Raw genomic sequence first — 23,714 nt, forward strand, 5'->3', positions numbered from 1 at the left:
TCAGTTTCATGATAGATTTTAGAGACATAAGATACGCTGCACACTGAAATTATCTTTGGGTCATTATAGGATCAATCATTCTGTGGTGCTCCCTTAGGTGCATTGTGAGCTACTCTGTCTTTTGGATCGGTTAAGAAAACAATAGGAGTTAATCTTGGAACGGACTTTTTTAGCGATTAAGCCCGACGGCGTACAGCGCGGACTCGTCGGCGAAATTATCGGTCGTTTTGAAGCCAAAGGCTTTACGCTAGTTGGGATGAAGCTAATCACGGCGAGTCGCGAACTAGCCGAACAGCATTACGCCGTACACAAAGAAAGACCGTTTTTTGCGGGACTGGTAGACTTCATCACTTCCGGGCCGATGGTGGCGATGGTGTGGGAAGGGGGCGGCGTTGTGGCGTCGGCGAGAAAAATGATTGGCGCGACAAATCCTCTGAATTCTGAACCGGGAACAATTCGCGGCGATTTGGCTGTGAATGTTGGCCGCAATATTATTCACGGTTCTGATGCTGTCGAGACTGCAAATCAGGAAATTAGTCTCTGGTTTAAACCTGAAGAATTAAGTGCTTGGACTCCTTGTTTGAGTCCTTGGACTGTGGAGTAGTTTTGATGTTCTCCCGATTGTTAATCGGGAGATATTCTTATTTTTCATAATAATCAAGTCGCATTTATATATTTTTTTTGACCACCCAAATCCCAGAAACCGGGTTGATTCCCTTATCTCTCGTAATCCACCGAAAATTGTCGAAGAAACCCGGTTTCTCGCCACGCAGCGAGAGAATTAAACGCACCCAAATCCCAGAAACCGGGTTGATTCCCTTATCTCTCGTAATCCACCAAAAATTGTCGGAGAAACCCGGTTTATCGCCACGCAGCGAGAGAATTAAACGCACCCAAATCCCAGAAAACTGTGTAAAAATGGTAGAAAAGGGTGCGTGAAAATTCATAGTCCCTGGTATGTATCAGGATTTTTCGCGGTCACACACACTACAACTATAACTCTTTAAAAAATTGAGGACTAAAGTTTTTACTACAAACCTCAAGACAATTCATCAAACAAAAAACCGGGTTTTTTACCAAAACCCGGCTACCATGAACACCAGCAATTTTAACACTGCTCAAACCTCAATTCTTTAATAACTTCATGCCCATTTTCACCTTGTCCAAAATCGTCTTTTGCGACACACAAGTAATCAGACAAAGCTTGCCACAATTCAAAGTATCCCGGCGGACTTCCTGAGCTTTTTCGCCGTACCAAATCTCGCGGGCACTGGTCTCTTTCACATTGCCAATCACCGGATATTCATCGCACAATTTTACATCGCCGCGCGTATCAATCCAGTAATTGCGGAGTCCAACACGACAAGGCCGAGTCGAATCAGGAGCTTTTTGTTCCTGGAAGTGAGGAACCATCAAACGCAATACTTCATCGCTGTTCATAATTGGTGCGCCGTTTTTCTTCATATCTATTAAGCGCTCAATTACCTGTGAAAATTCTTCCCTGTCTTCTTCTTCTACCCACAATTCCGAATAGGTTTCTGGTGTCCAGCGGTTGACTGGTTGGAAGTTCACCGTCGTGGCTCCAATTCCTTTCGCCCAGGTTACAATTTCCTCTAGGTGGCGGAAGTTGAGCCGATTGATAGTTGGTTTGACGTTGATTGGAAACAGGACGTTTTGTTTTTCTTGTTCTTCGCGCAGATAAACGATTCCTTTGGAAAGTCTGTCAAACAATCCGGGTTGACCGCGCAAATAATCGTGCAATTCTGCGTTCGGCCCGTCAACGGACATATTCACATTAAAAGGACGCGCCGCTACAGTTTTCGCTGCATTTTCCCGAGTCATACAATAGCCGTTTGTGGTGACACCGGCGTGGATGCCGTTTTTGTTGGCAAATGTCAGCAAGTCTAGAAAACCTTTCTTAATATAAGGTTCGCCACCGCTAAAGTTGATGGAAAATTCGCCGATAAATTCTTTGACACTCAACAGGGCATTTTGCCAATCTTCGATCGTCATTTCGTCTTTATATTCTTTGAGGCGCCAATACTCGCATTGACGGCATTTCACGTTGCAGTGCTCGTTGACAATTCCGTAAAAAGTAACTGGGGTTGTCATGTCTAGCCCTGTATTGATCCGCAGCGATTCGGCTACTGCACTCTTGGTGTGTTTGACGCCCAGTCTGGATAAAGTTAAAGCATCCATGTTTTTGTTCCCTTACGTGTTGTTACTTAAGTCAATGTTATGAAATCGAGCTTGGTAAGTAGGGTTACGTATTTCTCCTTATTCCTCGTTACCTATTCCTCGTGAGTACGTATGCACCATCCTAATCGTCTCTTTGGGATATAGGTAGATGATTTTTAAAATTTTATAATATGAAGTATTGTAACATATTAGTATTTCAAATGTATCAAGCGATTATTTGTGTTTAAAGATGAATCCTGCTTAATAAGTGGCAGAAAGTATCAGCCTGAAATTGACTTAAATCAATAAATTGTAAATCTTACTGAAAATTTGTTAAAAAACTTAATAATTTGGCTCAGTAAAATTACTTAAGTATGCAGTACCAATAACTTAAAGTTATAATGAAATAAGGTGTCCGTACAGCATTTAGCTTCACACAACCTTTAAAATATGAAGGAATTTAAGTATTTCAACGGAAAAAAATGGCGATAAACATGGGACGATATTTGCACGTACTGAAATTGTTCTGGGGTGCAGCGATCGCAGCGGAGCTCGAATACCGGATCAACTTTGTCCTCGCAACCCTCAGCAGCCTCGGAAACCTTGCTGGTAGTTGGTTTGGCCTGTCGCTGTTTTACCGTACTGGCTACAGCTTTTCTGGCTATTCGTGGGAAGAAGCTTTAGTTGTACTCGGCATTTTTACGGTTTTGCAGGGGTTTTCGTCAACTTTTCTGGCGCCCAACCTCAGCCGTATTGTCGATCGAGTCCAGCAAGGTACTCTCGATTTTGTCCTCCTCAAACCCATCAGTTCCCAATTCTGGCTATCTGCAAACACAGTTTCCCCTTGGGGAATCCCGGATTTAATCTTCGGCACCGTATTGTTGCTGTATGCTGCTAATAAATTGGGAGTAGGAATAGGCAACTATTTTTTAACAGCAATACCGTTGTTATTTGGCACTATTACTCTTTACAGTATTTGGTTTATGCTGGGTGCAACCAGCATTTGGTTTGTCAAGATTTATAACGTTACCGAAGTCCTGAGAGGATTGTTAGAAGCGGGTAGATTTCCGATGGCAGCTTATCCCGCAGCTTATCGATTTTTCTTCACTTTTGTAGTGCCCGTTGCCTTCTTGACTACTGTGCCGGCAGAAGCCATGCTGGGCAGAGGTGACATGGTTTGGATCGCAGGGGCGGGAATTTTGGCGATCGGGCTTTTATTTTTCTCCCGGTACTTCTGGCAATTTGCACTCCGCTTTTACACCAGCGCTTCGAGTTAATTCATTCAGTTGACAGTTGACAGTTGACAGCGCTTAAGCTGGAAGGAAGAGGATTGGAGTAATGAATCGTCTTTTTTTGATTTCTCCCGATCGGGGTTCCCGTTTTAAACCAATTATTTGTGGTGAAAAACGAGAGAGGGATCATCTCAGTTTTGCATTTACAGTGCTGTCCCCGCTCGCGTGTTGTACAATACGCGAGCGGGGACAGCACTACAATAAAAAAATGCTTTTTACAAAACTGAGATGATCCCAACGAGAGAAGGTTTGACCAGTCGGGAATAGTACATGAAAATATACAGTTTGAATGCAGTACAGCGGACGGATAAATATTTTTCCCCCTATCTAGTTATATTCTCAAAAAAACAGTAAAATTTCTACATATCCTTGAAATCTAAACTCTCAATCAACTACGCAAACGAGGGCCAACGAATGAAAAGAAAAAAACTGGGCAACAGTAATTTTAATATCAGTGCGATCGGTCTGGGTGGTATGCCTATGTCGTTAAGCGGCCGGCCGCCAGAAGCGCAAGCAATTGCGGTAATTCACCGCGCCCTCGATTTGGGCGTTACTCTGATTGACACCGCAGATTCTTATTGCCAAGATGAATCTGACAAACACCACAACGAGCATTTGATTGCCAAAGCTTTGCAAGAGTATACGGGAGATATTCGGGCTGTTACTGTGGCAACGAAAGGTGGTTTAATGCGCCCTCAAGGTGCCTGGACGCGCAACGGTAATCCCCACCATTTACGGCAGACAATTCGCGAAAGTTTTGACGCTTTGGGCGGTCAAAAGCCGATCGACCTTTGGCAATATCACTCGCCCGATCCAGCCTATACAATCGAAGCAGCCCTAGCACCCGCAAAAGAAGCAGTAGAAGCAGGAATGGTTCGATTTATCGGAGTTTCCAACTTTTCTGTAGAGCAGATCAAACGCGCCCGCGATACAGTAGAAATTGTCTCGGTGCAGAATCAGTACAATCCGTGGCACAGACAGCCGGAATCCGACGGTGTACTGGAATATTGCGAAGCCGAAAAACTGACATTTTTCCCCTGGAGTCCTTTGGGGGGAAGCCGTCGGGCCACTAGCTTGCAAGATATGCCTGCGATCGCCAAATTAGCTGCCGAAAAAAACGTTTCAGTTTACTGTATAGTATTAGCTTGGTTGATGGCAAAATCGCCCTGTGTCGTTCCGATTCCCGGGGCTACAAAATTATCGAGCATTGAGGACTCCGTAAAGGCGATCGAAGTTAAATTGACTGATGAAGAATTGCAACAAATTGCAGCAAGTTAGAAACTTCACTGATAAGCTGTTACGCATTTAAGTTGCATATTTGGGGTGATGCTCTGAGTATCGCCCCACAAGATTTTGATAATTTCTTGATATATAATTTGAATGCAGAGTAGCTTATAATACGACAGATTTAATTAGTAAAATTACCCCTTTGTGAGGAATTGAGTTTTATGGAAGCTAATCAAGTGAATGCCGATCGAGACGTAGCAATTGAACATCAAAACGTACCTGTCGCCCATGAAGGACTGCACAATTTTTTATACAGTTCCGACTCAGAACATAGCGCATCGACTGCTATTTCTGAATTAGAAAATGACGGTACGCAAGTAATGTCGATCGATACTTGGCGGATGATAGCAAGTAATGCGAAAGTTGCCGGTGTTTACGCTGTCACGGACTCTTCTCGCAACACTCAATATGTAGGTTATTCGCGAAACATTCTGCTTTCAATCAACGGTCACATTGCCCAAAACGGCGCGGAAAATTGTGCTTTTGTGCGGGTGCAAACTTTTAAATTCCCAAAGCGGGAAGAAATGGAAAGTTTGCGGGATGCTTGGATTGCAGAAATCGGCAGTATTCCGCCTGGAAACGGCGCCCAGAGCGAGATGTGGGCGAGTACGGTGGGTCAAGCAGCGCGATCGGCAATGTCGGCGGCTGAGCAACAAGCTTATGAGGAAAAGAAGCTAAAATTGCGTAAAGCAATGGCAGATTCTACTCTTAGCAAAGAGTTGGAAACAGCGGCTAAAAGTGATGGGGAAGGACACCAACATCTGGAAGCTGTTGTTAATAATGATGATGATTGGAGTGCCGTGATTCAATCGCAAACTCAGGAAACAAAGTCTGAAAAATAATATGCGGTGCTAGATAAAGTTTCGTTTGTTGTAAGTAAGCGATCGAATTTCTATCGTTGGGTAGCGAGAAACCGGGTTTCTTCGACAAATTTGCGTTGAGTACGATAAATCTAGAAAGAAACCCGGTTTCTGAGATTAGGGTGCGTCCAATTCTTTGTTGGGTGGCGAGAAACCGGGTTTCTGCGACTATTTTTGGTGGAGTACGAGAAACATCGGAAGAAACCCGGTTTCTGGGATTAGTACGATAGACCTTTTTTGCGTTCAGTAACTAAAGTCAAACTTACCCATTCACCCTTGTCATTGTAACTGCGAATCATCCGAAATCGCAAGTCAGGTTCTACCAACCAACCGGCCTCAAAAAATATAGGTTTTCTGGATTCAATTTTCACCGGACAAGTGCAAGAACCTCCATCGGGAAGCAACAAAACCTGCACGGGTGTTGCACCTTCGTTAAAATTAATCACAGAACCATCTATGCTGCCGCTAGAACTGATAAGGTTAGGATTACTGCCAAAAGTAATTTTTTGCATGAGCCGATCGCCATTTTGCAAATCCAATTGCAGTTTGGTAGAATAACGATCGGGTGAACGCCAGTCTGGATACATCGTCACAGCCTCGCCCTCCCATTCTCCCAGCAAATCCCCAACAGTTAAAGGCGGACGTTCGGGGACATTTTTATCGGGCTGCTTTTCGCGAATTAAGGTAAGTTGGGATAAATTGCCGTCGGTATTGTAGAGCTGAACGAAGCGCAACCGGCGATAATTGTAGATAAAACCAAACTCGGCACCCGACTCAGAATAAGGCGCTAGTTGAATAGTTCCCTGACAAAAATTTCCATTCTCAAAAAACAGGATATCTCGTCCCAAACTCTGATATTCTCGAACCAGTTCGCTGACTTCCGGTTCGCCGACACCGCTAGGATTGGGAGAGAAACGGCGCAGTTTCAACCGCACAGTTTTGTTATCGTTGAGTCCTTCGAGAGAAATAATGCTGGGAGTATCTTGAAGTATCTCTCCCCGCGTTGATAGCTGAGTGAAGGAACCGTGCCATTCTCCTAAGTTTTGCAGAAAGTTTTCCCACTGCGCTACCATATTCTTACCTTTGGATATATGTCTAAAAATAGAATTATAACTCTGCTGACGGATTTTGGATTGAGCGATGTTTATGTGGGAGTGATGAAAGGTGCGATCGCCCAAATCAACCCGCAGTTACAAGTGATTGACATTACGCACCAAATACCCTCTCAAAATATTGCGGCGGCGAGGTTTTGTTTGATGGCTGCTTTTGCTTATTTTCCAGCGGAAACTGTACACGTTGCTGTCGTCGATCCGGGTGTGGGTAGCAACAGACGCGCGGTGGCGGTGAAATGTGCTAGTTGCTTCCTTGTCGGGCCGGATAACGGGTTGTTTAGTGGGGTGTTGAGTCGCGAAAATGCGTTAGCGAAGCCCGTCCCTACGGGGGCTACGCCAACGAAGAGGATCGCCGTTGTGGAGCTCACCAATCCGCAATATTGGCGTACACCGGAACCCAGCAGCACGTTTCACGGTCGCGATATTTTCGCCACAGTGGGCGCTCATTTGGCGAATGGGGTGCCGCTGGAAGAGTTGGGAAGGGCGGTAAGCGCTGCAAGTTTAGTGCAGCTAGAGATACCAAATTGCGCCGTTACAGCCACAGGTGCGACAGGTTGCGTTCAATATGTCGATCGCTTCGGCAATCTAATTACCAATATCCCCAATAATTGCATTATAGGTAACAATTGGTCAGTGATAATTAGCAATAGTTGCGATCTAATTCGCATCCCCAGCGGTAAGACGTACAGCGACAGCAAGCCTGGTGATTTAATAGCCATAATTGGTTCTGACGGTTGGCTAGAAATTGCCGTTAACGGCGGCAGCGCTCAATCCGTTTTACAGCTAGAAGTTGGAGATAAAATAGAAATAATATTATCAGGTTCGTAGTGAGGACTTTAGTCCGCATCAAAGCAGACAGGACTAAAGTCCTTACTACGAACCTATTTATTCATCTAATTTTAGATTTTTTGGCAAAATCAACAATAGTTTTGCGGTATTCGCTGCTGTTAAAAAAAGCATCTCCATTATTATGCTTAGCATTAGGAACCAGCAAAATTTGCTTAGGTTCACCAGAAGCAGCATACAACTTTTCACTCATCGCCGCCGGAATCAAAGGATCAGCAGTTCCGTGGGCGAACAAAACCGGAATTCGCAGCAATTTAACTTTGTTCAAAGAATCAAACTTTTGCGTTAGCAGCAGCCGCACCGGAAACAACCGCATCAAACTTTGGCGTTCTACCATATCCAGCATGGAAGTGAAAGAACTTTGAACAATTAAGCCCGCAACTTTAGGATGTGTAACTGCTAATTCTACAGCAACAGCACCTCCGAGTGAATGGCCGTACAAAAAGATTTCGCTAGGCGACAATTGCCGCTGTTTGACTAAATAATTATAAGCTGTTTCCGCATCTTCATATATCCGCGCTTCGCTGGGAAAACTGCCTTGACTGCGCCCGTAACCCCGATAATCCATCAGCAATACAGAAAAACCCAATTCCCGAAAGCGGTAAGATTGATTGATATTCGTACCGATGTTAAAGCCCTTGCCGTGCAGGTACAATAGGGTTCCTAGTGGCTGTGGATTGGCGGTTGGCAGCCACCAACCGTGAATTTTGTCTGTTTTTGCGGTTTTGGGCGATCGCCCGTTAACTGGCAACCAAACCTCTTCGTAGGGGATTTTAAAGGCATCGGGTGTTTTGGCGATCGCAGGTGTGGGACTAAAAATGAGACGAGTTTGCAGACTAAACAAGAGTATACAAGAGACGATGTAGGCGATCGTCCAAAATTTCACCAAAGACGATAGCCACTTATAAAAATGTATGTATTTATTTGGTAATTTATTCATTACGGCAAACTCAATAATCGGCGATTTAACAACATTAACAACAATAATTATTGATATCAAACAGTAGCAGAGTCTGAGGTAATATAAATCCCGATGGTTCCTCTGTCAAAAGCTTGTTATATATTTCATCGGCTTTGTCAAAGGATTCTTGAGGTAAAAATCTCAAGGTTGAGGCAGCAATATATTGTTTTTCTAGTTCAAAACTAATCCACTTTCTTGATAATTCTTCTGCTGCGTGACCAGTCGTATTAGAACCAGAAAAAATATCTACTACTAAATCTCCCGGTTCAGTAAGAAAGTTGACAAAAAATGACGGTAACTTTTTGGGGAAACGTGCCGGATGCACCTTAACATTAATCTCTTTGCACAAGCGCAGGTATTGAGAATTGCTATCGGCATTAGAATATTCTAGCAAATTAGATGGCAGAGCGCCTCCATTATCTTTGGCAAATTTATCACTAATCTGATGACCGGAAGGACGTTCCTTGGGAGTATAAAATTCATCAGCATTTTTCAAGAGTTTTTTCATTCTCTCAGAATACTCTACTTTAACTTTAGTAATATTTGCTTGAGGCTGATTAGTTTTGGAAAGCCACCAAACAGGATTTACAGAATCTTTTGCCCGAATTTTTCGTTTATTCACCCACTCTATAGGAGATGGAAGTTTTGAAGGATTAAACCAGAAAAACTCTTGAGCAAGTTTAAATCCATACTCGTCGCATAACCTAATAAGCACGCGGTAATTATACAGCGACCTTACGGGTATCCCTTTTTGATAAGCACCGCCAAGGTCTATCACAAAACTTCCCGTATCCTTGAGAACTCTTTTAATTTCCGGTGCAAATCCCAGCAACCAGTCAACATATAAGTCTTGTTCTTCATTACCGTAACTCTTTTTCCGTTGCAGTGCAAAAGGAGGGGATGTCATCACTAAATCAACAGAATTACTAGCCAGACAATTGAGGAGATGAAGAGAATCTCCCAGATAAGCTTGACCGTACTTGGTGCTATAAACTGGGGCGGGCAAAATATTACTCATATCTAATTGAACATTATTGCAAGTTACAAAATACAGAGTGCGATCGATTTTATAGTCATTCTAGCTTAACTCGTACTGAAAGTACGATCTAATCCGTACTTTCAGTACCTTCTTTAAAATGTAAATTCTTCGTAATATTCACAAATCGGACTGTGAGTACGTTTTTTTCAAATAGTGAAGGGTATGAATTACAAGGAAGCTAGACAACTGTTTGCCGCAAAGGTAAGTCAGTTGCGCCGAGAAAAAAGGATGACACAGGAGGAGTTAGCCGAACTCACAGATAAGACTACTGACTATATCAGTTTATTGGAGCGGGGTGAAAGATCGCCATCCTTTGAAGTCATTCTGAATCTCGCTGAAGCTCTAGACGTACCAGCTAGTTATTTATTGAGCTTTAGCCAAAGCGGTGAAAGTACGGCTATCCTGAATACCCTGATAGCTGAGCCAGTTTCTCCCTCGGTAGTGGAGCCGGTTGAAGAGCCTATTACTACAGAAAACGAACGCAGCTCAGATGCTAAACGGCTAGAAGATGCGATGAAAAGCATCCAAGAATTGCAAAATCTGGCTAGTGAATATGGTATTGCGGATATTTTTCAAGATAATGGGGGAAAGACTTTACAATTATTAATCCTTTTAGGGCTGCGGATATCGCCTGGAAGAGAAGGAAACGATGCTATTGACGCTGAAGGAAAAGAATACGAACTTAAAACAATAAATATTGCCCTCAATAGAAGCGGTGGGGTCACGACTCACCATCATTTAAATGAAATTATACTTAACAAATATCGCAGAGTTGAAGCTTGGTATATTGGACTGTATGAAGGCATAACTCTCAAAGAGATTTATAAACTTACACCTGAAATGCTGGAACCTAAATTTAAAGAATGGGAAGAAAAAGTGAGGCTCAGAAACGAACCGCTAAACAATCCTAAAATTCCCTTAAAGTTAGTTAGAAAAGGGCAACTTGTCTACTCTCATAGTAAATAATAGTTGCCCTGTCAATCTTTAAAGGAGATTAGGTTGTATTTGTGTAGCGTAGCAGTGATATATGACTGACAAGTACAGACTTTTACACTCAAGCTACCACGAAATTAACCAACTTTCCAGGAACCACAATTACCTTTTTAATCTCCTTACCCTCCAGGTGGCGCTTCGCCAAATCCGACTCGCGGGCGTAATTTTCCAAAGCAGCTTTATCCGCACCCGAAGGCACTTGAATAGTGCCGCGCGTCTTACCCATAACTTGAATTACCAGCGTAATTTCATCAGTAACTAAAGCAGATGGATCTGCAACAGGCCAAGTTTGCAAATGTACTGATTCGCTGTTACCAATCAAATGCCACAATTCATCAGCAATGTGCGGCGAAAAAGGCGCTAACAGCAAAATTAAAGTGTTAATTCCCTCGGCATAAACGGGCGAATCCTTACATTTAGCATCAGCCAGCGCATTGTTCAACTTCATCATTTCGGAAACAGCAGTATTAAACTGATACTCGCCCTCCAAATCTTCTCGCACTTCCTTAATTGCCGTGTGAATCGCCCGCCGCAAATCCTTTTCAGCTTTACTTAGCAACTCTTTCTCCCCCCCTTGGGAAGGAATAGCAGAGGGTAAATTATCTTTCTCCCCCCCTTGGCAAGGGGGGGCTGGGGGGGGTGAAGCAAACTCTGTCACCACGCGCCAAACCCGATTTAAAAAGCGGAATTGTCCTTCCACATCAGCGTCATCCCACTCCAAATCCTTCTCCGGTGGCGCCTTGAATAAAATAAACATCCGCGCCGTATCAACCCCATATTTCCCCATAACTTCCAAGGGGTCAACACCGTTGTATTTAGATTTGGACATCTTCTCATAGAAGACTTCCAAAACTTCACCAGTTTGCGGATCTTTAGGATTTTCGGGGTCTACATCTGATGCGGAAACATATTTGCCAGTCACAGGATTTTTGTATGCTTTGGCTTGCACCATTCCTTGAGTTAACAAGCGTTTAAATGGTTCGTCGCAATCAATCAAACCCCGATCGCGCAAAACCTTCGTAAAGAACCGCGAATACAGCAAATGCAGGATTGCGTGCTCGATGCCGCCGACATATTGGTCAACAGGCATCCAATCATTCGTCTTCGCAGAATCGAAGACTTGCGCTTGATTTTGAGCATCAGGATAGCGCAAAAAATACCACGATGAATCCATAAAAGTATCCATCGTATCCGTTTCGCGCTGCGCCGGAGTGCCACAACTCGGACAAGGAACGTTTACCCATTCCGGCATCTTTGCCAAGGGCGAACCTTTGCCAGTAAATTGTACATTTTCCGGCAACAATACGGGTAAATCCGATTGTGGGACAGGCACTGTTCCGCATTTAGGACAGTGAATTACCGGAATCGGAGCGCCCCAATAACGCTGTCTAGAAATCAACCAATCTCTCAAGCGATATTGCACTCGCGCTTTGCCACAACCTGAATTTACGGCAGCTTGAATAATGGCGGCTTTGCCTTTAATTGAATCCATCCCGTTGAAGCTTTCGGAATTAATCATAATTCCTGGTTCGGTGTAAGCTTCCGTCAGCGGAACTTCATCATCATCCACAATTACTACTTTAATCGGTAGTTCATATTGATTGGCAAACTTGAAATCTCGCGTGTCGTGGGCGGGTACTCCCATGACTGCGCCGGTGCCGTATTCGTACAACACGTAATCCGCAATCCAAATCGGAATTTCTTCATCGTTGAAAGGGTTGATTGCTTTGCCACCTGTGGGGATACCGCGCTTTGGTTTGTCATCAGCCGTGCGATCCATTTCACTTTGCAATGCAACTTCTTTGATGAACGTATCAACAGCGGCTTTTTGGTCTGCCGTGGTCACTAGCTGAGTTAACGGATGTTCCGGCGCTAAAACAACATAACTCACGCCATAAATTGTATCGGGACGAGTGGTAAAAACGGCGACTTTTTCATCCATGCCGACAATGGGAAATTCTAAGTAAGCGCCGACAGATTTACCAATCCAGTTGGCTTGCATTAATTTGACTCTTTCGGGCCAATCTGGCAATTTATCTAAGTCGTTTAATAACTGTTCGGCGTAATCGGTAATTTTGAGGAACCACTGCCGCAATAATTTGCGCTCGACTTTGGCACCGGAACGCCAGGAACGACCTTCGTTGTCTACTTGTTCGTTGGCTAAGACGGTTTGGTCGATCGGATCCCAATTAACTGCGGCTTCTTTCTGATATGCTAATCCTGCTTCTAAAAATTGCAAAAACAGCCACTGAGTCCACCGATAATAATCGGGAGAACAGGTTGTAACTTCTTTTGTCCAGTCGAAAGAAATACCCAGGCGGCGAAACAAGCCTTTCATCTGGGAAATGTTTTGATATGTCCATTCTGCGGGGGGAATTCCGCGCTCGATGGCCGCATTTTCTGCCGGCAAACCAAAAGCGTCCCATCCCATGGGATTGAGTACGCGATAGCCTTGCATCCGCTTGAGTCTGGCAATTACATCGATGATTGTGTAGTTGCGGACGTGCCCCATGTGCAGGCTTCCCGACGGGTAGGGAAACATGGATAAGGCATAAAATTTAGGCTTTTCGGTATCTTCTGGCATTTGGTCTAAGTTTTGCTCAGCCCATGTCTGTTGCCATTTTTCTTCTATGGATTGGGGGTTGTATCTGGAGTCCACAGTAATTGCTCCGTGCAGAGTTTAATAAAGTTGGCTTCAGTATTTTTGCACATTCATGGGGCCGCGATTAGGATTCTTTTGCACCCCCAAGGATTTTGGCTCTAATATCTGTATTATATATTGTAGTATATGAATTTTGAGTTGGGGGCGATTTCTAGGTTAAAAGAATCAGACTTATGTACGGGTGGTCAGAAACCGGGTTTTTACGAGAATACTTGGTTACAGTCGATAAAACCCCAAAAAACCCGGTTTCTTGGGTCGGAAAATGGTGTTCAGAAACCGGGTTTTTACGAAAATAGTTCGTTACAGTCGATAAAACCGCAAAAAACCCGGTTTCTTTGGTCATAAATGCGTAAGTCCTAAAAGCATAAATAACTGCAATTGCCAGAAAGCAGATTTATTTGATAAATCTGCTTTCTTAGCATTTATTCCTGCTTAGATGCTATCAGGATCGATGTTCAATTCCCGCAGTTTTGCAGCTAAAAGTTGAGACCTTTGAGCTGCTTGTTGAGCCTTGAGAGCTTCTTGTTCGGCACGCTGAAATTCTTGTTCGGCACGCTGAAATTCTTGTTCTGCACGCTGAAATTCTTGTTCTGCGCGCCGTCGCTCTAATAGCCGCTGTGCATTTATTTCGGAATAGGAAAGAAATCTTTCTCCATCAGGGCGATAGATTTCCAAACCTTCTTCTGGCAACTCAAATCGCACTCCCAGTCTGGGACTTGTCCATCCCTCCATTGGTTCAATTGGTTCTAAGATTCCTTCAAGTCTTTGCCAACCTTCCAGCTCATTTGTTTGCGGATCGTAAACGTAATACTCGTCAACTCCATAACGCTGGTAAAATGAAAATTTTTTATTCATTTTAGTTTGGCTGTCGTTGTGGGAGCGAATCTCAAAGACGACTTGGGGAGCAATATTGTCTTCGCGAGATTGTATGTAGGAAAGTCGATCGCCTTTTGGTCGGCCAAATATCACCATCGTATCTGGTGCTTGAGAAATATCTGGTCTACCTTCAACCGGATACCAGAGTAAATCTGCTGCTACAAACACGTTGGGGTCATCTTCAAACAGCGATTCGCAACCTTCTTTGATTGTGACAATTAATTTGTATTGAATTGTACTTTCTGCCATTGGTTGACCGTCGCTGGATGGATAAATAATTTCTTCGGTTGTGACTTGCATTGTGGTTGTCTCCGAGAAGTATCTCAGCTTAATTATACTATTGTTGGAAGCAGGGATATCGGGTGAGGAATTAGCCAAAGCCTAAGTTCCTCAAGATAGAAGATTCAAAAGAGGGAGCAGCGGCGCTTTAAGGCTTGTTGTAAAATCGTGTTATAGAGTTTTTCCTTAACAGTATAAGCTCCGAATCTTTCCAAGTGGGGATTGTTCATTTGAGCGTCGAATAGTAGATAAGATCGATCGCGCAATCTCTCCACCAACTTCACCATCGCCACCTTAGAACCCTCGGGAATCCGGTAAAACATCGATTCCCCGATAAACGCGCCACCTATAGACAATCCCAAAATACCGCCCGCCAATTCGTCGCCGCACCAAGTCTCGAAGCTGTACGCCCAACCAGCCTCATACAATCCCCAGTAAATCTGCTTGAGTTCCTTAGAAATCCACGTCGTTTCTCGATCGGCACAACCCTCAACCACCGCCCCAAAATCGCGGTTTACAGCCACCGAAAACCGTTCTTGATTCAATGCCCGGCGGAGCGATCGCGGATAGATAAATCTCTCATCCAGGGGTATCAGCGCCCGCTGGCGGCTCGAATACCACCCCAAACTCTCCTCGCCGTCATTCGCCATCAAGAAATAGCCTTGCGCGTATCCCTGTATAATTGACGGTATATCATATTGCATAAATTTATCAGTTGTCATGTTTGCCGCTAACTTTTCAAAGTCAACATTAGCAATTACGAATAATCATGTCTGAAACCATCCAACCTATTACCTTGCCGCCCGCCCAAAACCCCGAGCAAGAAGGCCAATGGCTCCAAGAAACGCTGCTGGCATGGCTAGACTCCGAGTTTATCCCAGAAGCAGCCAACCAGCAAATAGCTAAAAGAGCAGCCCAAATCTACCTCCGCCAGCGCATGGAAGGCGAAAACGATTTGGGCAGCCTCGTAATTGCGATCGTCACCGAAATGCAGGCCTATGATTTTTCTAAAAGCTTTTACGGCGAATTTGCGATCGCCAATGCCGTCAGCGACTTATTACTCGAAAGTCTCGGTATCGATAAATGCTGCGGCCAATGAAGCAAGAAGGTTCGGCAACGGATTTTGTAACCGATGTAACGGATGTCTAAAGGAAGAAGTAGGAAGAAGCAAGAAGGACAAAGCAAGAAGGAAGTTTGAGCTGAAATCTGAAACAAAAATAAACCCCAAACATAATCTTGCAGATTATTTATAAGTTTTTTTCCTTCTTCCTTCTTCCTTTTTCCTTCTTCCTTCAGACTAATGACAACTAACAAATATTAACTGTCAACTGTCAACTGTCAACTGTCAACTGACTTCTACCAGCTAGACTTCACAACACCGGGCAAAAGACCTTCGTGAGCCATTTCTCGCATCATGTTCCGAGACAGTCCGAAATCGCGGTAGTAACCCCTGGGGCGACCTGTAGCCCAGCAGCGGTTCCGCAAGCGAGTCCGCGAACTGCCGCGGGGTAGCTGTTGCAGTTGGCGGTGAATCGCCATTTTGTCCATCTGGTTCGCTGCTTGGTCGAACTGATCTTTCAGGTCTTCGCGCTTGTCAGCGTACTTGTCTACGAGTCTTTGGCGCTTTTTCTCGCGCTCGACCATGCTCTTTTTAGCCATAATCTGTTGATATCCTTAGATAAATCACAATCTACTATTTTACTATATTTTGGTGGTTTTAGATCATTTTTATTTTAATTACTTTTTTTGTTGACAAGATTTTTGCAACAGGTAAGATGCCTTTTCCACAATTATTTAAGCTTTTTTGCAACAGGCAAGATGCCTGTTCCACAATTATTTAAGCTTTTTTTGCAACAGGCAAGATGCCTGTTACACAATTATTTAAGCTTTTTTTGCAACAGGCAAGATGCCTGTTCCACAACTATTTAAGATTTTTTGTGGGACAGGCAAGATGCCTGTTCTTGAAATTAGTGCCACAATTATTTAAGCTTTTTTGTGGGACAGGCATCTTGCCTATTCCTGAAACTGGTGGAAAATCTAACTATTAGCAGAAGGACATAAATCTGCAAGTTCGCAAATATTGCAAATCGGCTTTCTCGCATTACAAACTGCTCGGCCGTGATACACCAACCGAATTGACCAATTTTCCCAATCCGGCTGCGGCAACAATAGCATCAAATCCCGCTCGATCCGAATTGGATCGGCGTGTTCAGTCAATCCCAACCGCTGACTCAAACGCTTGACGTGAGTGTCTACCGTCACGCCCTGATGAATATCAAAAGCGTGGGCGAGGACGACATTAGCGGTTTTGCGGGCAACTCCGGGCAATTCTAGCAGCAGTTCCATTTGCTGCGGCACTTGATTGTTGAATTTATTGACGATCGCCCAACAAGCAGCTTTAATATTTTTAGACTTATTCCGGTAAAAACCAGTCGATCGCACCAGACGCTCCAATTCATCCAAATCAGCATTTGCCAAAGCCTCCGCATCCGGGAAACGCTCAAACAAAGCCGGCGTTACCAGATTTACGCGCTCATCCGTACACTGAGCCGCCAGAATCGTCGCCACCATCAACTGCACGGGAGTTTCGTAGTTGAGAGTGCAAGGGGCTTCTGGATACAGCCGTTTGAGGCGAATCAGAATTTCGAGCGATTTTTGTTTTAAACTTAACTTTTTAGTCATCAGTCATTGGTCATCAGTCATTGGTCATCAGTCATCAGTCATTAGTTATATTCTTGCCGGTGACATCGGAATTATACAGTGCTGTCCCCGCTCGCGAGTCGCGATCGCGAGCGGGGACAGCACTATAAAATCAAAACTGAGATACTCCCAATTTAATCTTAGTCATTTACAACTGATTGAGGTCAATTCCCATGTCTCGGAGCCGAGCTTCTAAAGCTTGCGAGCGCGATCGTTCTTGCTCCAGCAAAACTTCTGCCTGTTCGGCCCTTTGCCGTTCTTGTTCGGCCCTTTGCCGTTCTTGTTCAGCCCTTTGCCGTTCTTGTTCGGCCCTTAATTCTGCTTGTTCTCGAAGTTGAGCGAGTTCCACAAAACTCACAAACGGTGTTCCATCAGGGCTGAATATTTGTAGTTCAGTTTCTGATAGTTGAAACCGCACTCCCATTCTTGGACTTACCCAGCCGTTTACTTCTTCGATTGGTTCTAACCGTTCCTCTCGGCGCTGCCATATAGTTAAATCCACATTCGCCGGATCGTACAGATAATATTCTTCTACGCCGTACTGTTCGTAAAATCTCAGTTTTTGGAGCATCGGAGTCAGCCGATTTCCCGGCGACCAAATTTCAAACGCCACTTGCGGCACAATGTTCTCTTCATGCCATTGTTGGTAGGAGCCTCGATAACCTTTCGGTCTTCCGAAGACTACCATCGCATCTGGCGCTTGAGAAATCTTGTTATTTCCTTCTACTGGATACCACAGTAAGTTTCCCGCTACAAAAACATCAGCCATGCTGGCAAATAACAGTTCTAAATTTTCTTTGATCCACACGATCAATCTAAACTGTTCGGTATTATCTGACATTGGTTCGCCGTTATCATCTGGATAGATAATCTTTGCTTTTTCGGGAGATTGCAGTTGTGTGACCATTGCTATTTCTCCAATTTTACTGGTTAATTTATAGCCTTTCTCAGAAAGATGAGGTACGCATGGGCATGGGGCATAGGGCATGGGGCATAGGGCATAAGATTAGCGGGCATACCTCACTTTTTTGAGAAAGGCTGTATATTAGTCAGCAGTCATCAGCTATGTAATAACTAATGGCTGCTGACTGCTGTTCGCGAGCGGGGACAGCACTATGACTGCTGACAACGAACAACTGTCAACTGTCAACTGTCAACTGCCAATTGACAACTACCAACTGACTACTGTTGTCGGAGAGTTCGCATCAAATCAAAGCCTGCCAAATTAGCAGTATCGCGAACAATCAAGAAAATTCCCAAACCCAACAACAGCACCAAACCAGTCTGCATCACATTTTCTTGAATGCGGTTTGGCAGAGGCTTGCCCCGCAGTCCTTCTATTAACAGAAAAGCTAGTTGACCGCCATCTAAAGCAGGCAAAGGCAAGATATTAATCACAGCCAAATTTATACTAATTAATACCGCAAACTGAAACAAATTCGCAGCATCCGATCGCGCAATTCCTGCACCAATGGCTACAATTGCCACAGGCCCGGACAACTTTTCAGCAGTCTGACTGAAATTGCTAAGTAACTGCCCGAAACCTTGAAACGTCAGCACTACAATTCGCTCAAACTCAGTTGCAGCCTTGCTAAATGCCTCTACAATTCCTGCCCGTTCCCGCACGACGGTACCGTTAGAAGTTAGCTGCACGCCAATCTTACCTTTACCGTCGGGGGACAATTCGGGAGTAACTGTCACCACAAATTTTTGTTCTTCGCGCTGAATTTCTAGGGCCAGGGGTTGATTGGGATGATCTTGGATGGCTGAGACTAAAGATTTGATTGCTTCGCGGTTCGCGCCCAATTCCTTGCCATCAACGGACAGAACAATGTCGCCCGATCGAATTCCCGCTTGGAAGGCCGCCGAACTAACTTCCGCAGCGACTTCCGGGACTTTAACTCCCGGTAGGTAGTTCATAGATGCAGCGCCAACCGTGGTTAATTGCACCACCAGCAGGAAGTAAGCAAAAATTAAGTTGGCAATTACTCCTGCACTAATGACGATCGCCCGATCGATCACAGGGCGGTTCCGCAGCAAATTCGGGTCATTGGGGGGAATAGTGCTGTCTGGATCGTCATCCGGGAAACCCACGAAACCTCCCAGGGGAAAGGCGCGGAGGGCATATTCAGTTTCCGGGCCTTGGTACTTCCACAAAATGGGCCCGAAACCGATGGAGAAGCGGTTGACGTGAATGTGTTGAAGTCTCGCCGCCAGGAAGTGGCCGAGTTCGTGAACGACAATCAAGATACCTAAAACTGCGATCGCTGCCAAAACTGACATGAAGGATTCCACTAACACTTTTACTTGACTTTGATTTATTTTAATATCTTTTTAATGTAGGCGGCTTGGGATCGACAATTTTCAGTCAAACTGGAAGATGGCATTTTAAGCTAACGTCCGGGCCAGATCGCGCGGGCCCTCGCGATCTGGCTTGTGTAGATTTTGGTCAAATGTGCGATATACACTACGAAACTAAACATTAGTCCGTAGTCAGTTGTTAGTTGCTAGTTGTTGGTCTAATCACAAATAACCAATTCCCCATTACCAATTCCCCATTACCAATTCCCCATTACCAATTCCCAATAATGAAAGACACTTCTTTGAATATTATCGCTATTTCTATCTTCGCCATCACCGTTTCGATAATATTGGGCCCCCTATTCAACCTACCAGAGGCCGTACCTGCGATCGCCACCTTTTGCCTGTTGGGGCTAGCCACCCTCGACAGTTTCCAGTGGCAAGGTCAAGGCGGTACAATATTAGTAGATTTGCTGGGGGGAAGTTCTAAAGAAAAGCGCGATCGTATCCTCCACCACGAAGCCGGACACTTCCTCGTCGCCCACCTGTTGGGAATTCCCGTAACCAGCTACGCCCTCAACGCTCTTGAAGCATTCAAACAAGGTCAAACAGCCCAAGGCGGCGTCCGATTTGCAGACCAACAACTAGCATCTCAACTCGAAAACGGCACTCTTTCCGTCCAACTTTTAGACCAATACTGCACCGTCTGGATGGCCGGAATAGTCGCCGAAAAAGTTGTTTACGGCAACGCCATAGGAGGAGCAGAAGACCGTACAAAAATCAGCGCAATTTTAACACAACTACGCCGTCCCGTTTCCGAAATTCAACTCAAACAAAACTGGGGCTCGCTGCGAGCAAAAACCCTAATCGAAAGCCATCAATCCGCTTACCAAGCCCTAGTCGCAGCCATGGAAAAAAGAGCAACCGTCGCTGAATGCTGCGACATCATCCAACAAAATTTGTAGCACACAACTTGTGCACTCTGGCTTCTTGAACCCAGTTTATTTGTAGGTGTCTCACTCAAGCCCGGATTTTGCCTAGAAATCTGGTTTAATAGCATTAATTTTATCGCAATTAAAAAATCATGTCACAATCAAAACTTTTCGCAACCAAACTGCAAACAGCCAACCCCAATCAAGAAAAATTGCTGCGGCTGTTAGGTTTCCGCATCGACCCCGACACCGAAGTACCTAATCTGTATACTCTCATTGTCTGTGGAGAAGAAGAACCGCCTTTAGTAGCTGGCGGTCAACTTGTATTTTTTACCCGTCCACAACTAGCGATTAATGCTCTCAAACTGTGCGATATCGATGTCAGCGAACTGGGAACACCACCCACACAAATAGACGCTATTTGCGACATTGCAGAAACCCTGTACTTGCTCGATGCAGAAGATATTGACGAATCAGGGATTATGCTTAACTGTTTGAACGCGCTGTTAAATTTAGTAAAAGTCACATTAACACCCATGCCCACAAATTACAAACGCGTGCTTTATGCTTTTGCAGACCACCTGAATATTGATGAAGAGTTTGCCAGTTTTTTAGCTGAAGAGGACATCCAGCGTTCGGAGATGGTTAACGCTATTTTATGGTGTGTGGGAGCCATTACCGTCAAATCTAGATTGCTAACCTAGTAATTTTAGATTTAGAATTTTCAATTGAATAATTCACAACATTCAAAGATTTCAACTTATTACTTTCAACCAGGTCATTCCTAGATGCCACTGTCACATTAAATCAAGGTACGTAGTTGCGCTTGGGCGCTCTTATATTTAAGCGCTCAAACGCAACAAGTGACCCAAAAAATAGTTCCATAAAAGTTCCAGTTGCGTCCAGGACTCAAGGATTGCTATAGGTGCATAAGTCCAATTATCAATGGCAAATTCTCAATTGCCAATCACAAATCATTCAAATGTGCGATCGAATTTCTGTCGCTTGGTGCGGGCGGGTTTAGTTCGATTGTTGGTGGGAATTAAAGATTGTTGGTAAAACCTGCCTCTACTATTCAATTACCAATTACCAATTACCAATTACGAAATCTTCAGAAAAGTCCCGATCGCAAAAAAAAACTTAGTATTACAGCTTAACGCGAGTTATACTCCTATTGGAAAGACTGCGATCGCCCAAAAATCCCGAAATCATCGCCCAAAAATCCCGACATAAAAGTTTATGAGCAACATTTCCCCCCCTGAAAGGGCCGCCGACAACCCCGAAGCAAAAAAACTCAGTTTCTCCACAAAGTTAGCATACGGCGCGGGAGACCTCGGCCCCGCAATTACTGCGAATGTGCTGGTGTTTTTCCTGCTGTTTTTCTTTACCAACGTGGCGGGTTTGGCTGCGGGGACTGCTAGCAACATTTTGCTGATCGGCAAGGTTTGGGATGCTGTAAATGACCCGATTGTGGGGGTTTTGAGCGATCGCACCTCTCACCCCTGGGGCCGCCGCTATCCTTGGATGGTTTACGGCGCAATTCCTTTCGGCATCTTCTTCTTTTTGCAGTGGATTGTTCCCAGCAAAGATCCTACGATATTGTTTTGGTACTATGTGGCGATCGGCATATTGTTTAACACAGCCTACACCGCCGTCAACCTGCCTTACACCGCCCTCACCCCAGAATTAACCCAAGACTACAACGAACGCACTAGCCTTAACAGTTTCCGGTTTACTTTCTCGATCGGCGGCAGCATTTTGTCATTAATTATCGCGCAAATTATCTTTGCCTTAGTTAAAGATGACACCCAAAAATACTTAATATTAGGCGCCATCTGTACAGTAATTTCAGTATTGCCTTTGTACTGGTGCTTTTTCGGAACCCGAAAACACGTCCTCTCTCAATTGCAAGACAATCCCGTAGAAGACAATTCAACCTCTTTGCCGATAGGAGAACAGTTGCGGATTGCATTTAACAATCGCCCTTTTTTGTACGTAATTGGAATTTATCTCTGTTCTTGGCTGGGAGTGCAATTAACTGCTTCGATTTTGCCTTACTTTGTCATCAACTGGATGAATCTGCCGCCAGCAACTTTTACCCAAACTGCGATCGCAGTTCAAGGCACCGCACTCGCCATGTTATTTGTTTGGAGTAGAGTTAGCGAACGCTATGGCAAAAAAGCTGTTTATTTTATGGGCATGAGTTTGTGGATTATCGCCCAAGCCGGACTGTTTTTCCTACAACCCGGACAAGTCGTCCAGATGTACCTGTTAGCAGTTATGGCTGGTGTGGGAGTTTCTACTGCTTATCTTGTACCTTGGTCGATGATACCGGATGTGATTGAACTCGACGAACTCCAAACAGGCGAAAGACGCGAAGGCGTGTTCTATTCGTTTATGGTGTTGCTGCAAAAAATTGGTTTGGCGATCGGCTTGTGGTTGGTAGGTCAAGCATTAGAACAAGCTGGATTTCTCGCTACTGTTCAGGGACAGGCTGCGCCTGTACAGCCCGATTCTGCCCTGTTCGCGATTCGAGTTGCGATCGGGCCACTGCCCACAATTGCTTTAATCTGCGGCATGATTCTTACATATTTCTATCCGATTACCCGCGAAGTTCACGCAGAGATTTTGTTGAAACTTCGAGAAAAGAAAGCACATAATCTGTAATATTCAATAGACTTTAATTGCATTTGTGCGCTCTCTAATCAGCGTTAATGAGCGGTTGTTGTATCAAGGGAATATTTATGCAATCCAAGTCTAATGAGTATCACAAAATAACACTTGTCAAAAGCTCATACGGCTGAGATTCCAGAACAATTATCGGATTGCTTGCCAACTATTTGTATCCTCTTACCCGAAAGAATTGGTTGAAAGCCGGAACCCTTGTATGGAGAAATTAAAATCCGACTATTCATTAATCCAATCCTCTTCCTTCCTTTGTCAAGTGCTGTCCCAAGTCAACTGTCAACTGAATGAAGAACGTGTTATAAACCTCTTTCATCGGTTAATCCCAAAAAACACCCCGTTGCGGGTTTCCGGCTAATATTGATATAGCTCTCATAGTAGGATGGCGAATCATAGCGATGGTTTTAGCAAGAGTGGAAAAGCCCAGAAACCCCATGTTTCAGCGACAAAACATCACATCGCCCAGCGCCATCCGCCCGGTAGCAAAACCCAGAAGCCTTGAGTTTTTCCAAATGTCGATCGACTTTGTATTAACAAAATATTAATTTTTATGTCGTTTGCCCATTATATAGATCCGTGGGTGATATAATGTTAGCGCAGTTTAATTATATAAACTTAAAAAGCAATCCAGATCTTAAAAAAGTTGACAATTAAAAGATAAAGACAGATTTTTGTCGGAAATTGATTGGATTAGTTGTCGTTCCACAAATC

22 protein-coding genes are annotated in these 23,714 nt (G+C 44.3%); 10 read left to right on the forward strand and 12 right to left on the reverse strand.

Going from position 1 to position 23,714, the window contains the following annotated elements; all coding sequences use genetic code 11:
- The first annotated feature begins 154 nt into the window (after nucleotides 1-154).
- A complete protein-coding gene (gene ndk, locus JGK11_RS03525) occupies nucleotides 155-604 on the forward strand; it encodes a nucleoside-diphosphate kinase (protein ID WP_293182203.1) in 450 nt (149 codons plus the stop codon).
- 64 nt (nucleotides 605-668) lie between these two features.
- Here the strand turns inward: ndk and JGK11_RS03530 are convergent, their stop codons facing one another.
- Nucleotides 669-947 (reverse strand): hypothetical protein, encoded by a 279-nt coding sequence (locus JGK11_RS03530; RefSeq protein ID WP_293210585.1) that lies wholly within the window; start codon nucleotides 945-947, stop codon nucleotides 669-671.
- 178 nt (nucleotides 948-1,125) lie between these two features.
- Entirely contained in the window at nucleotides 1,126-2,199 is a 1,074-nt protein-coding gene (locus tag JGK11_RS03535; protein WP_293182205.1) for a radical SAM protein, read from the reverse strand.
- 461 nt (nucleotides 2,200-2,660) lie between these two features.
- Between JGK11_RS03535 and JGK11_RS03540 the strand changes: the two genes are divergently transcribed.
- The 3 genes from JGK11_RS03540 to JGK11_RS03550 all read left to right on the forward strand — a co-directional run bounded on the left by JGK11_RS03540 (nucleotide 2,661) and on the right by JGK11_RS03550 (nucleotide 5,599).
- Nucleotides 2,661-3,455: an ABC transporter permease gene (locus JGK11_RS03540; RefSeq protein ID WP_325315485.1), complete on the forward strand. Its 795-nt coding sequence runs from the start codon at nucleotides 2,661-2,663 to the stop codon at nucleotides 3,453-3,455.
- Between the two features lie 429 nt (nucleotides 3,456-3,884).
- Complete coding sequence (locus JGK11_RS03545; protein ID WP_293210588.1) at nucleotides 3,885-4,748, forward strand: aldo/keto reductase; 864 nt, start codon at nucleotides 3,885-3,887, stop codon at nucleotides 4,746-4,748.
- Between the two features lie 170 nt (nucleotides 4,749-4,918).
- The gene (locus JGK11_RS03550; protein WP_293207879.1) at nucleotides 4,919-5,599 is read left to right on the forward strand and encodes a GIY-YIG nuclease family protein; all 681 of its coding nucleotides are present in this window, start codon (nucleotides 4,919-4,921) and stop codon (nucleotides 5,597-5,599) included.
- Nucleotides 5,600-5,835: 236 nt separating this feature from the next.
- Here the strand turns inward: JGK11_RS03550 and JGK11_RS03555 are convergent, their stop codons facing one another.
- Nucleotides 5,836-6,690, reverse strand: coding sequence for a DUF3598 family protein (locus JGK11_RS03555; protein ID WP_293210590.1), 855 nt, complete (start codon nucleotides 6,688-6,690; stop codon nucleotides 5,836-5,838).
- 18 nt (nucleotides 6,691-6,708) lie between these two features.
- On the opposite strand from JGK11_RS03555, the gene JGK11_RS03560 reads away from it, so the two are divergent.
- A complete protein-coding gene (locus tag JGK11_RS03560) occupies nucleotides 6,709-7,557 on the forward strand; it encodes an SAM-dependent chlorinase/fluorinase (protein ID WP_293210592.1) in 849 nt (282 codons plus the stop codon).
- Between the two features lie 61 nt (nucleotides 7,558-7,618).
- On the opposite strand, the gene JGK11_RS03565 is transcribed toward JGK11_RS03560, so the two are convergent.
- Nucleotides 7,619-8,515 carry an alpha/beta fold hydrolase gene (locus JGK11_RS03565; protein ID WP_293210595.1) on the reverse strand — a complete coding sequence of 299 codons (897 nt, stop codon included), beginning with the start codon at nucleotides 8,513-8,515 and terminating at the stop codon, nucleotides 7,619-7,621.
- 34 nt (nucleotides 8,516-8,549) lie between these two features.
- A complete protein-coding gene (locus tag JGK11_RS03570; protein ID WP_293193029.1) occupies nucleotides 8,550-9,554 on the reverse strand; it encodes a site-specific DNA-methyltransferase in 1,005 nt (334 codons plus the stop codon).
- Nucleotides 9,555-9,737: 183 nt separating this feature from the next.
- On the opposite strand from JGK11_RS03570, the gene JGK11_RS03575 reads away from it, so the two are divergent.
- Entirely contained in the window at nucleotides 9,738-10,541 is an 804-nt protein-coding gene (locus JGK11_RS03575) for a helix-turn-helix domain-containing protein (RefSeq protein ID WP_293175231.1), read from the forward strand.
- A gap of 88 nt (nucleotides 10,542-10,629) precedes the next feature.
- Here JGK11_RS03575 and leuS read toward each other — a convergent pair whose 3' ends face one another.
- From leuS to aat, 3 genes are all read right to left on the reverse strand, one after another.
- Nucleotides 10,630-13,227, reverse strand: coding sequence for a leucine--tRNA ligase (leuS, locus tag JGK11_RS03580; RefSeq protein WP_293210597.1), 2,598 nt, complete (start codon nucleotides 13,225-13,227; stop codon nucleotides 10,630-10,632).
- A 435-nt stretch (nucleotides 13,228-13,662) separates the two neighbouring features.
- Nucleotides 13,663-14,406 (reverse strand): Uma2 family endonuclease, encoded by a 744-nt coding sequence (locus JGK11_RS03585; protein ID WP_293210599.1) that lies wholly within the window; start codon nucleotides 14,404-14,406, stop codon nucleotides 13,663-13,665.
- A 104-nt stretch (nucleotides 14,407-14,510) separates the two neighbouring features.
- Nucleotides 14,511-15,089: a leucyl/phenylalanyl-tRNA--protein transferase gene (gene aat, locus JGK11_RS03590; RefSeq protein WP_293193042.1), complete on the reverse strand. Its 579-nt coding sequence runs from the start codon at nucleotides 15,087-15,089 to the stop codon at nucleotides 14,511-14,513.
- A 65-nt stretch (nucleotides 15,090-15,154) separates the two neighbouring features.
- Here aat and JGK11_RS03595 point away from each other — a divergent pair, with 65 nt between their 5' ends.
- A complete protein-coding gene (locus JGK11_RS03595; RefSeq protein ID WP_293142731.1) occupies nucleotides 15,155-15,484 on the forward strand; it encodes a hypothetical protein in 330 nt (109 codons plus the stop codon).
- A 257-nt stretch (nucleotides 15,485-15,741) separates the two neighbouring features.
- On the opposite strand, the gene rpsN is transcribed toward JGK11_RS03595, so the two are convergent.
- The 4 genes from rpsN to rseP form a co-directional block, all read right to left on the reverse strand.
- The gene (gene rpsN, locus JGK11_RS03600) at nucleotides 15,742-16,044 is read right to left on the reverse strand and encodes a 30S ribosomal protein S14 (protein WP_265235916.1); all 303 of its coding nucleotides are present in this window, start codon (nucleotides 16,042-16,044) and stop codon (nucleotides 15,742-15,744) included.
- 378 nt (nucleotides 16,045-16,422) lie between these two features.
- Nucleotides 16,423-17,067 (reverse strand): endonuclease III, encoded by a 645-nt coding sequence (gene nth, locus JGK11_RS03605; protein WP_293128024.1) that lies wholly within the window; start codon nucleotides 17,065-17,067, stop codon nucleotides 16,423-16,425.
- Nucleotides 17,068-17,233: 166 nt separating this feature from the next.
- Complete coding sequence (locus tag JGK11_RS03610) at nucleotides 17,234-17,992, reverse strand: Uma2 family endonuclease (protein ID WP_293175223.1); 759 nt, start codon at nucleotides 17,990-17,992, stop codon at nucleotides 17,234-17,236.
- A gap of 275 nt (nucleotides 17,993-18,267) precedes the next feature.
- The gene (gene rseP / locus JGK11_RS03615; protein WP_293210601.1) at nucleotides 18,268-19,368 is read right to left on the reverse strand and encodes an RIP metalloprotease RseP; all 1,101 of its coding nucleotides are present in this window, start codon (nucleotides 19,366-19,368) and stop codon (nucleotides 18,268-18,270) included.
- 305 nt (nucleotides 19,369-19,673) lie between these two features.
- Here rseP and JGK11_RS03620 point away from each other — a divergent pair, with 305 nt between their 5' ends.
- From JGK11_RS03620 to JGK11_RS03630, 3 genes are all read left to right on the forward strand, one after another.
- Entirely contained in the window at nucleotides 19,674-20,351 is a 678-nt protein-coding gene (locus tag JGK11_RS03620) for an ATP-dependent Zn protease (RefSeq protein WP_293175219.1), read from the forward strand.
- 119 nt (nucleotides 20,352-20,470) lie between these two features.
- Nucleotides 20,471-21,022, forward strand: a complete 552-nt coding sequence (locus JGK11_RS03625; protein WP_293142754.1) for a hypothetical protein — start codon at nucleotides 20,471-20,473, stop codon at nucleotides 21,020-21,022.
- Between the two features lie 535 nt (nucleotides 21,023-21,557).
- Nucleotides 21,558-22,985 carry an MFS transporter gene (locus JGK11_RS03630; RefSeq protein WP_293210603.1) on the forward strand — a complete coding sequence of 476 codons (1,428 nt, stop codon included), beginning with the start codon at nucleotides 21,558-21,560 and terminating at the stop codon, nucleotides 22,983-22,985.
- Nucleotides 22,986-23,714: the final 729 nt, after the last annotated feature.

Source organism: Microcoleus sp. PH2017_34_RAT_O_A (assembly GCF_020737885.1).
GTDB lineage: Bacteria > Cyanobacteriota > Cyanobacteriia > Cyanobacteriales > Microcoleaceae > Microcoleus.

Coding starts and splice junctions, on each gene's coding strand:
- JGK11_RS03530 (WP_293210585.1), bottom strand. CDS start 947: ATGAATTTTCACGCACCCTTTTCTACCATTTTTACACAGTTTTCTGGG.
- JGK11_RS03535 (WP_293182205.1), bottom strand. CDS start 2,199: ATGGATGCTTTAACTTTATCCAGACTGGGCGTCAAACACACCAAGAGT.
- JGK11_RS03540 (WP_325315485.1), top strand. CDS start 2,661: ATGGCGATAAACATGGGACGATATTTGCACGTACTGAAATTGTTCTGG.
- JGK11_RS03545 (WP_293210588.1), top strand. CDS start 3,885: ATGAAAAGAAAAAAACTGGGCAACAGTAATTTTAATATCAGTGCGATC.
- JGK11_RS03550 (WP_293207879.1), top strand. CDS start 4,919: ATGGAAGCTAATCAAGTGAATGCCGATCGAGACGTAGCAATTGAACAT.
- JGK11_RS03555 (WP_293210590.1), bottom strand. CDS start 6,690: ATGGTAGCGCAGTGGGAAAACTTTCTGCAAAACTTAGGAGAATGGCAC.
- JGK11_RS03560 (WP_293210592.1), top strand. CDS start 6,709: ATGTCTAAAAATAGAATTATAACTCTGCTGACGGATTTTGGATTGAGC.
- JGK11_RS03565 (WP_293210595.1), bottom strand. CDS start 8,515: ATGAATAAATTACCAAATAAATACATACATTTTTATAAGTGGCTATCG.
- JGK11_RS03570 (WP_293193029.1), bottom strand. CDS start 9,554: ATGAGTAATATTTTGCCCGCCCCAGTTTATAGCACCAAGTACGGTCAA.
- JGK11_RS03575 (WP_293175231.1), top strand. CDS start 9,738: ATGAATTACAAGGAAGCTAGACAACTGTTTGCCGCAAAGGTAAGTCAG.
- JGK11_RS03585 (WP_293210599.1), bottom strand. CDS start 14,406: ATGCAAGTCACAACCGAAGAAATTATTTATCCATCCAGCGACGGTCAA.
- aat (WP_293193042.1), bottom strand. CDS start 15,089: ATGCAATATGATATACCGTCAATTATACAGGGATACGCGCAAGGCTAT.
- JGK11_RS03595 (WP_293142731.1), top strand. CDS start 15,155: ATGTCTGAAACCATCCAACCTATTACCTTGCCGCCCGCCCAAAACCCC.
- rpsN (WP_265235916.1), bottom strand. CDS start 16,044: ATGGCTAAAAAGAGCATGGTCGAGCGCGAGAAAAAGCGCCAAAGACTC.
- nth (WP_293128024.1), bottom strand. CDS start 17,067: ATGACTAAAAAGTTAAGTTTAAAACAAAAATCGCTCGAAATTCTGATT.
- JGK11_RS03610 (WP_293175223.1), bottom strand. CDS start 17,992: ATGGTCACACAACTGCAATCTCCCGAAAAAGCAAAGATTATCTATCCA.
- rseP (WP_293210601.1), bottom strand. CDS start 19,368: ATGTCAGTTTTGGCAGCGATCGCAGTTTTAGGTATCTTGATTGTCGTT.
- JGK11_RS03620 (WP_293175219.1), top strand. CDS start 19,674: ATGAAAGACACTTCTTTGAATATTATCGCTATTTCTATCTTCGCCATC.
- JGK11_RS03625 (WP_293142754.1), top strand. CDS start 20,471: ATGTCACAATCAAAACTTTTCGCAACCAAACTGCAAACAGCCAACCCC.
- JGK11_RS03630 (WP_293210603.1), top strand. CDS start 21,558: ATGAGCAACATTTCCCCCCCTGAAAGGGCCGCCGACAACCCCGAAGCA.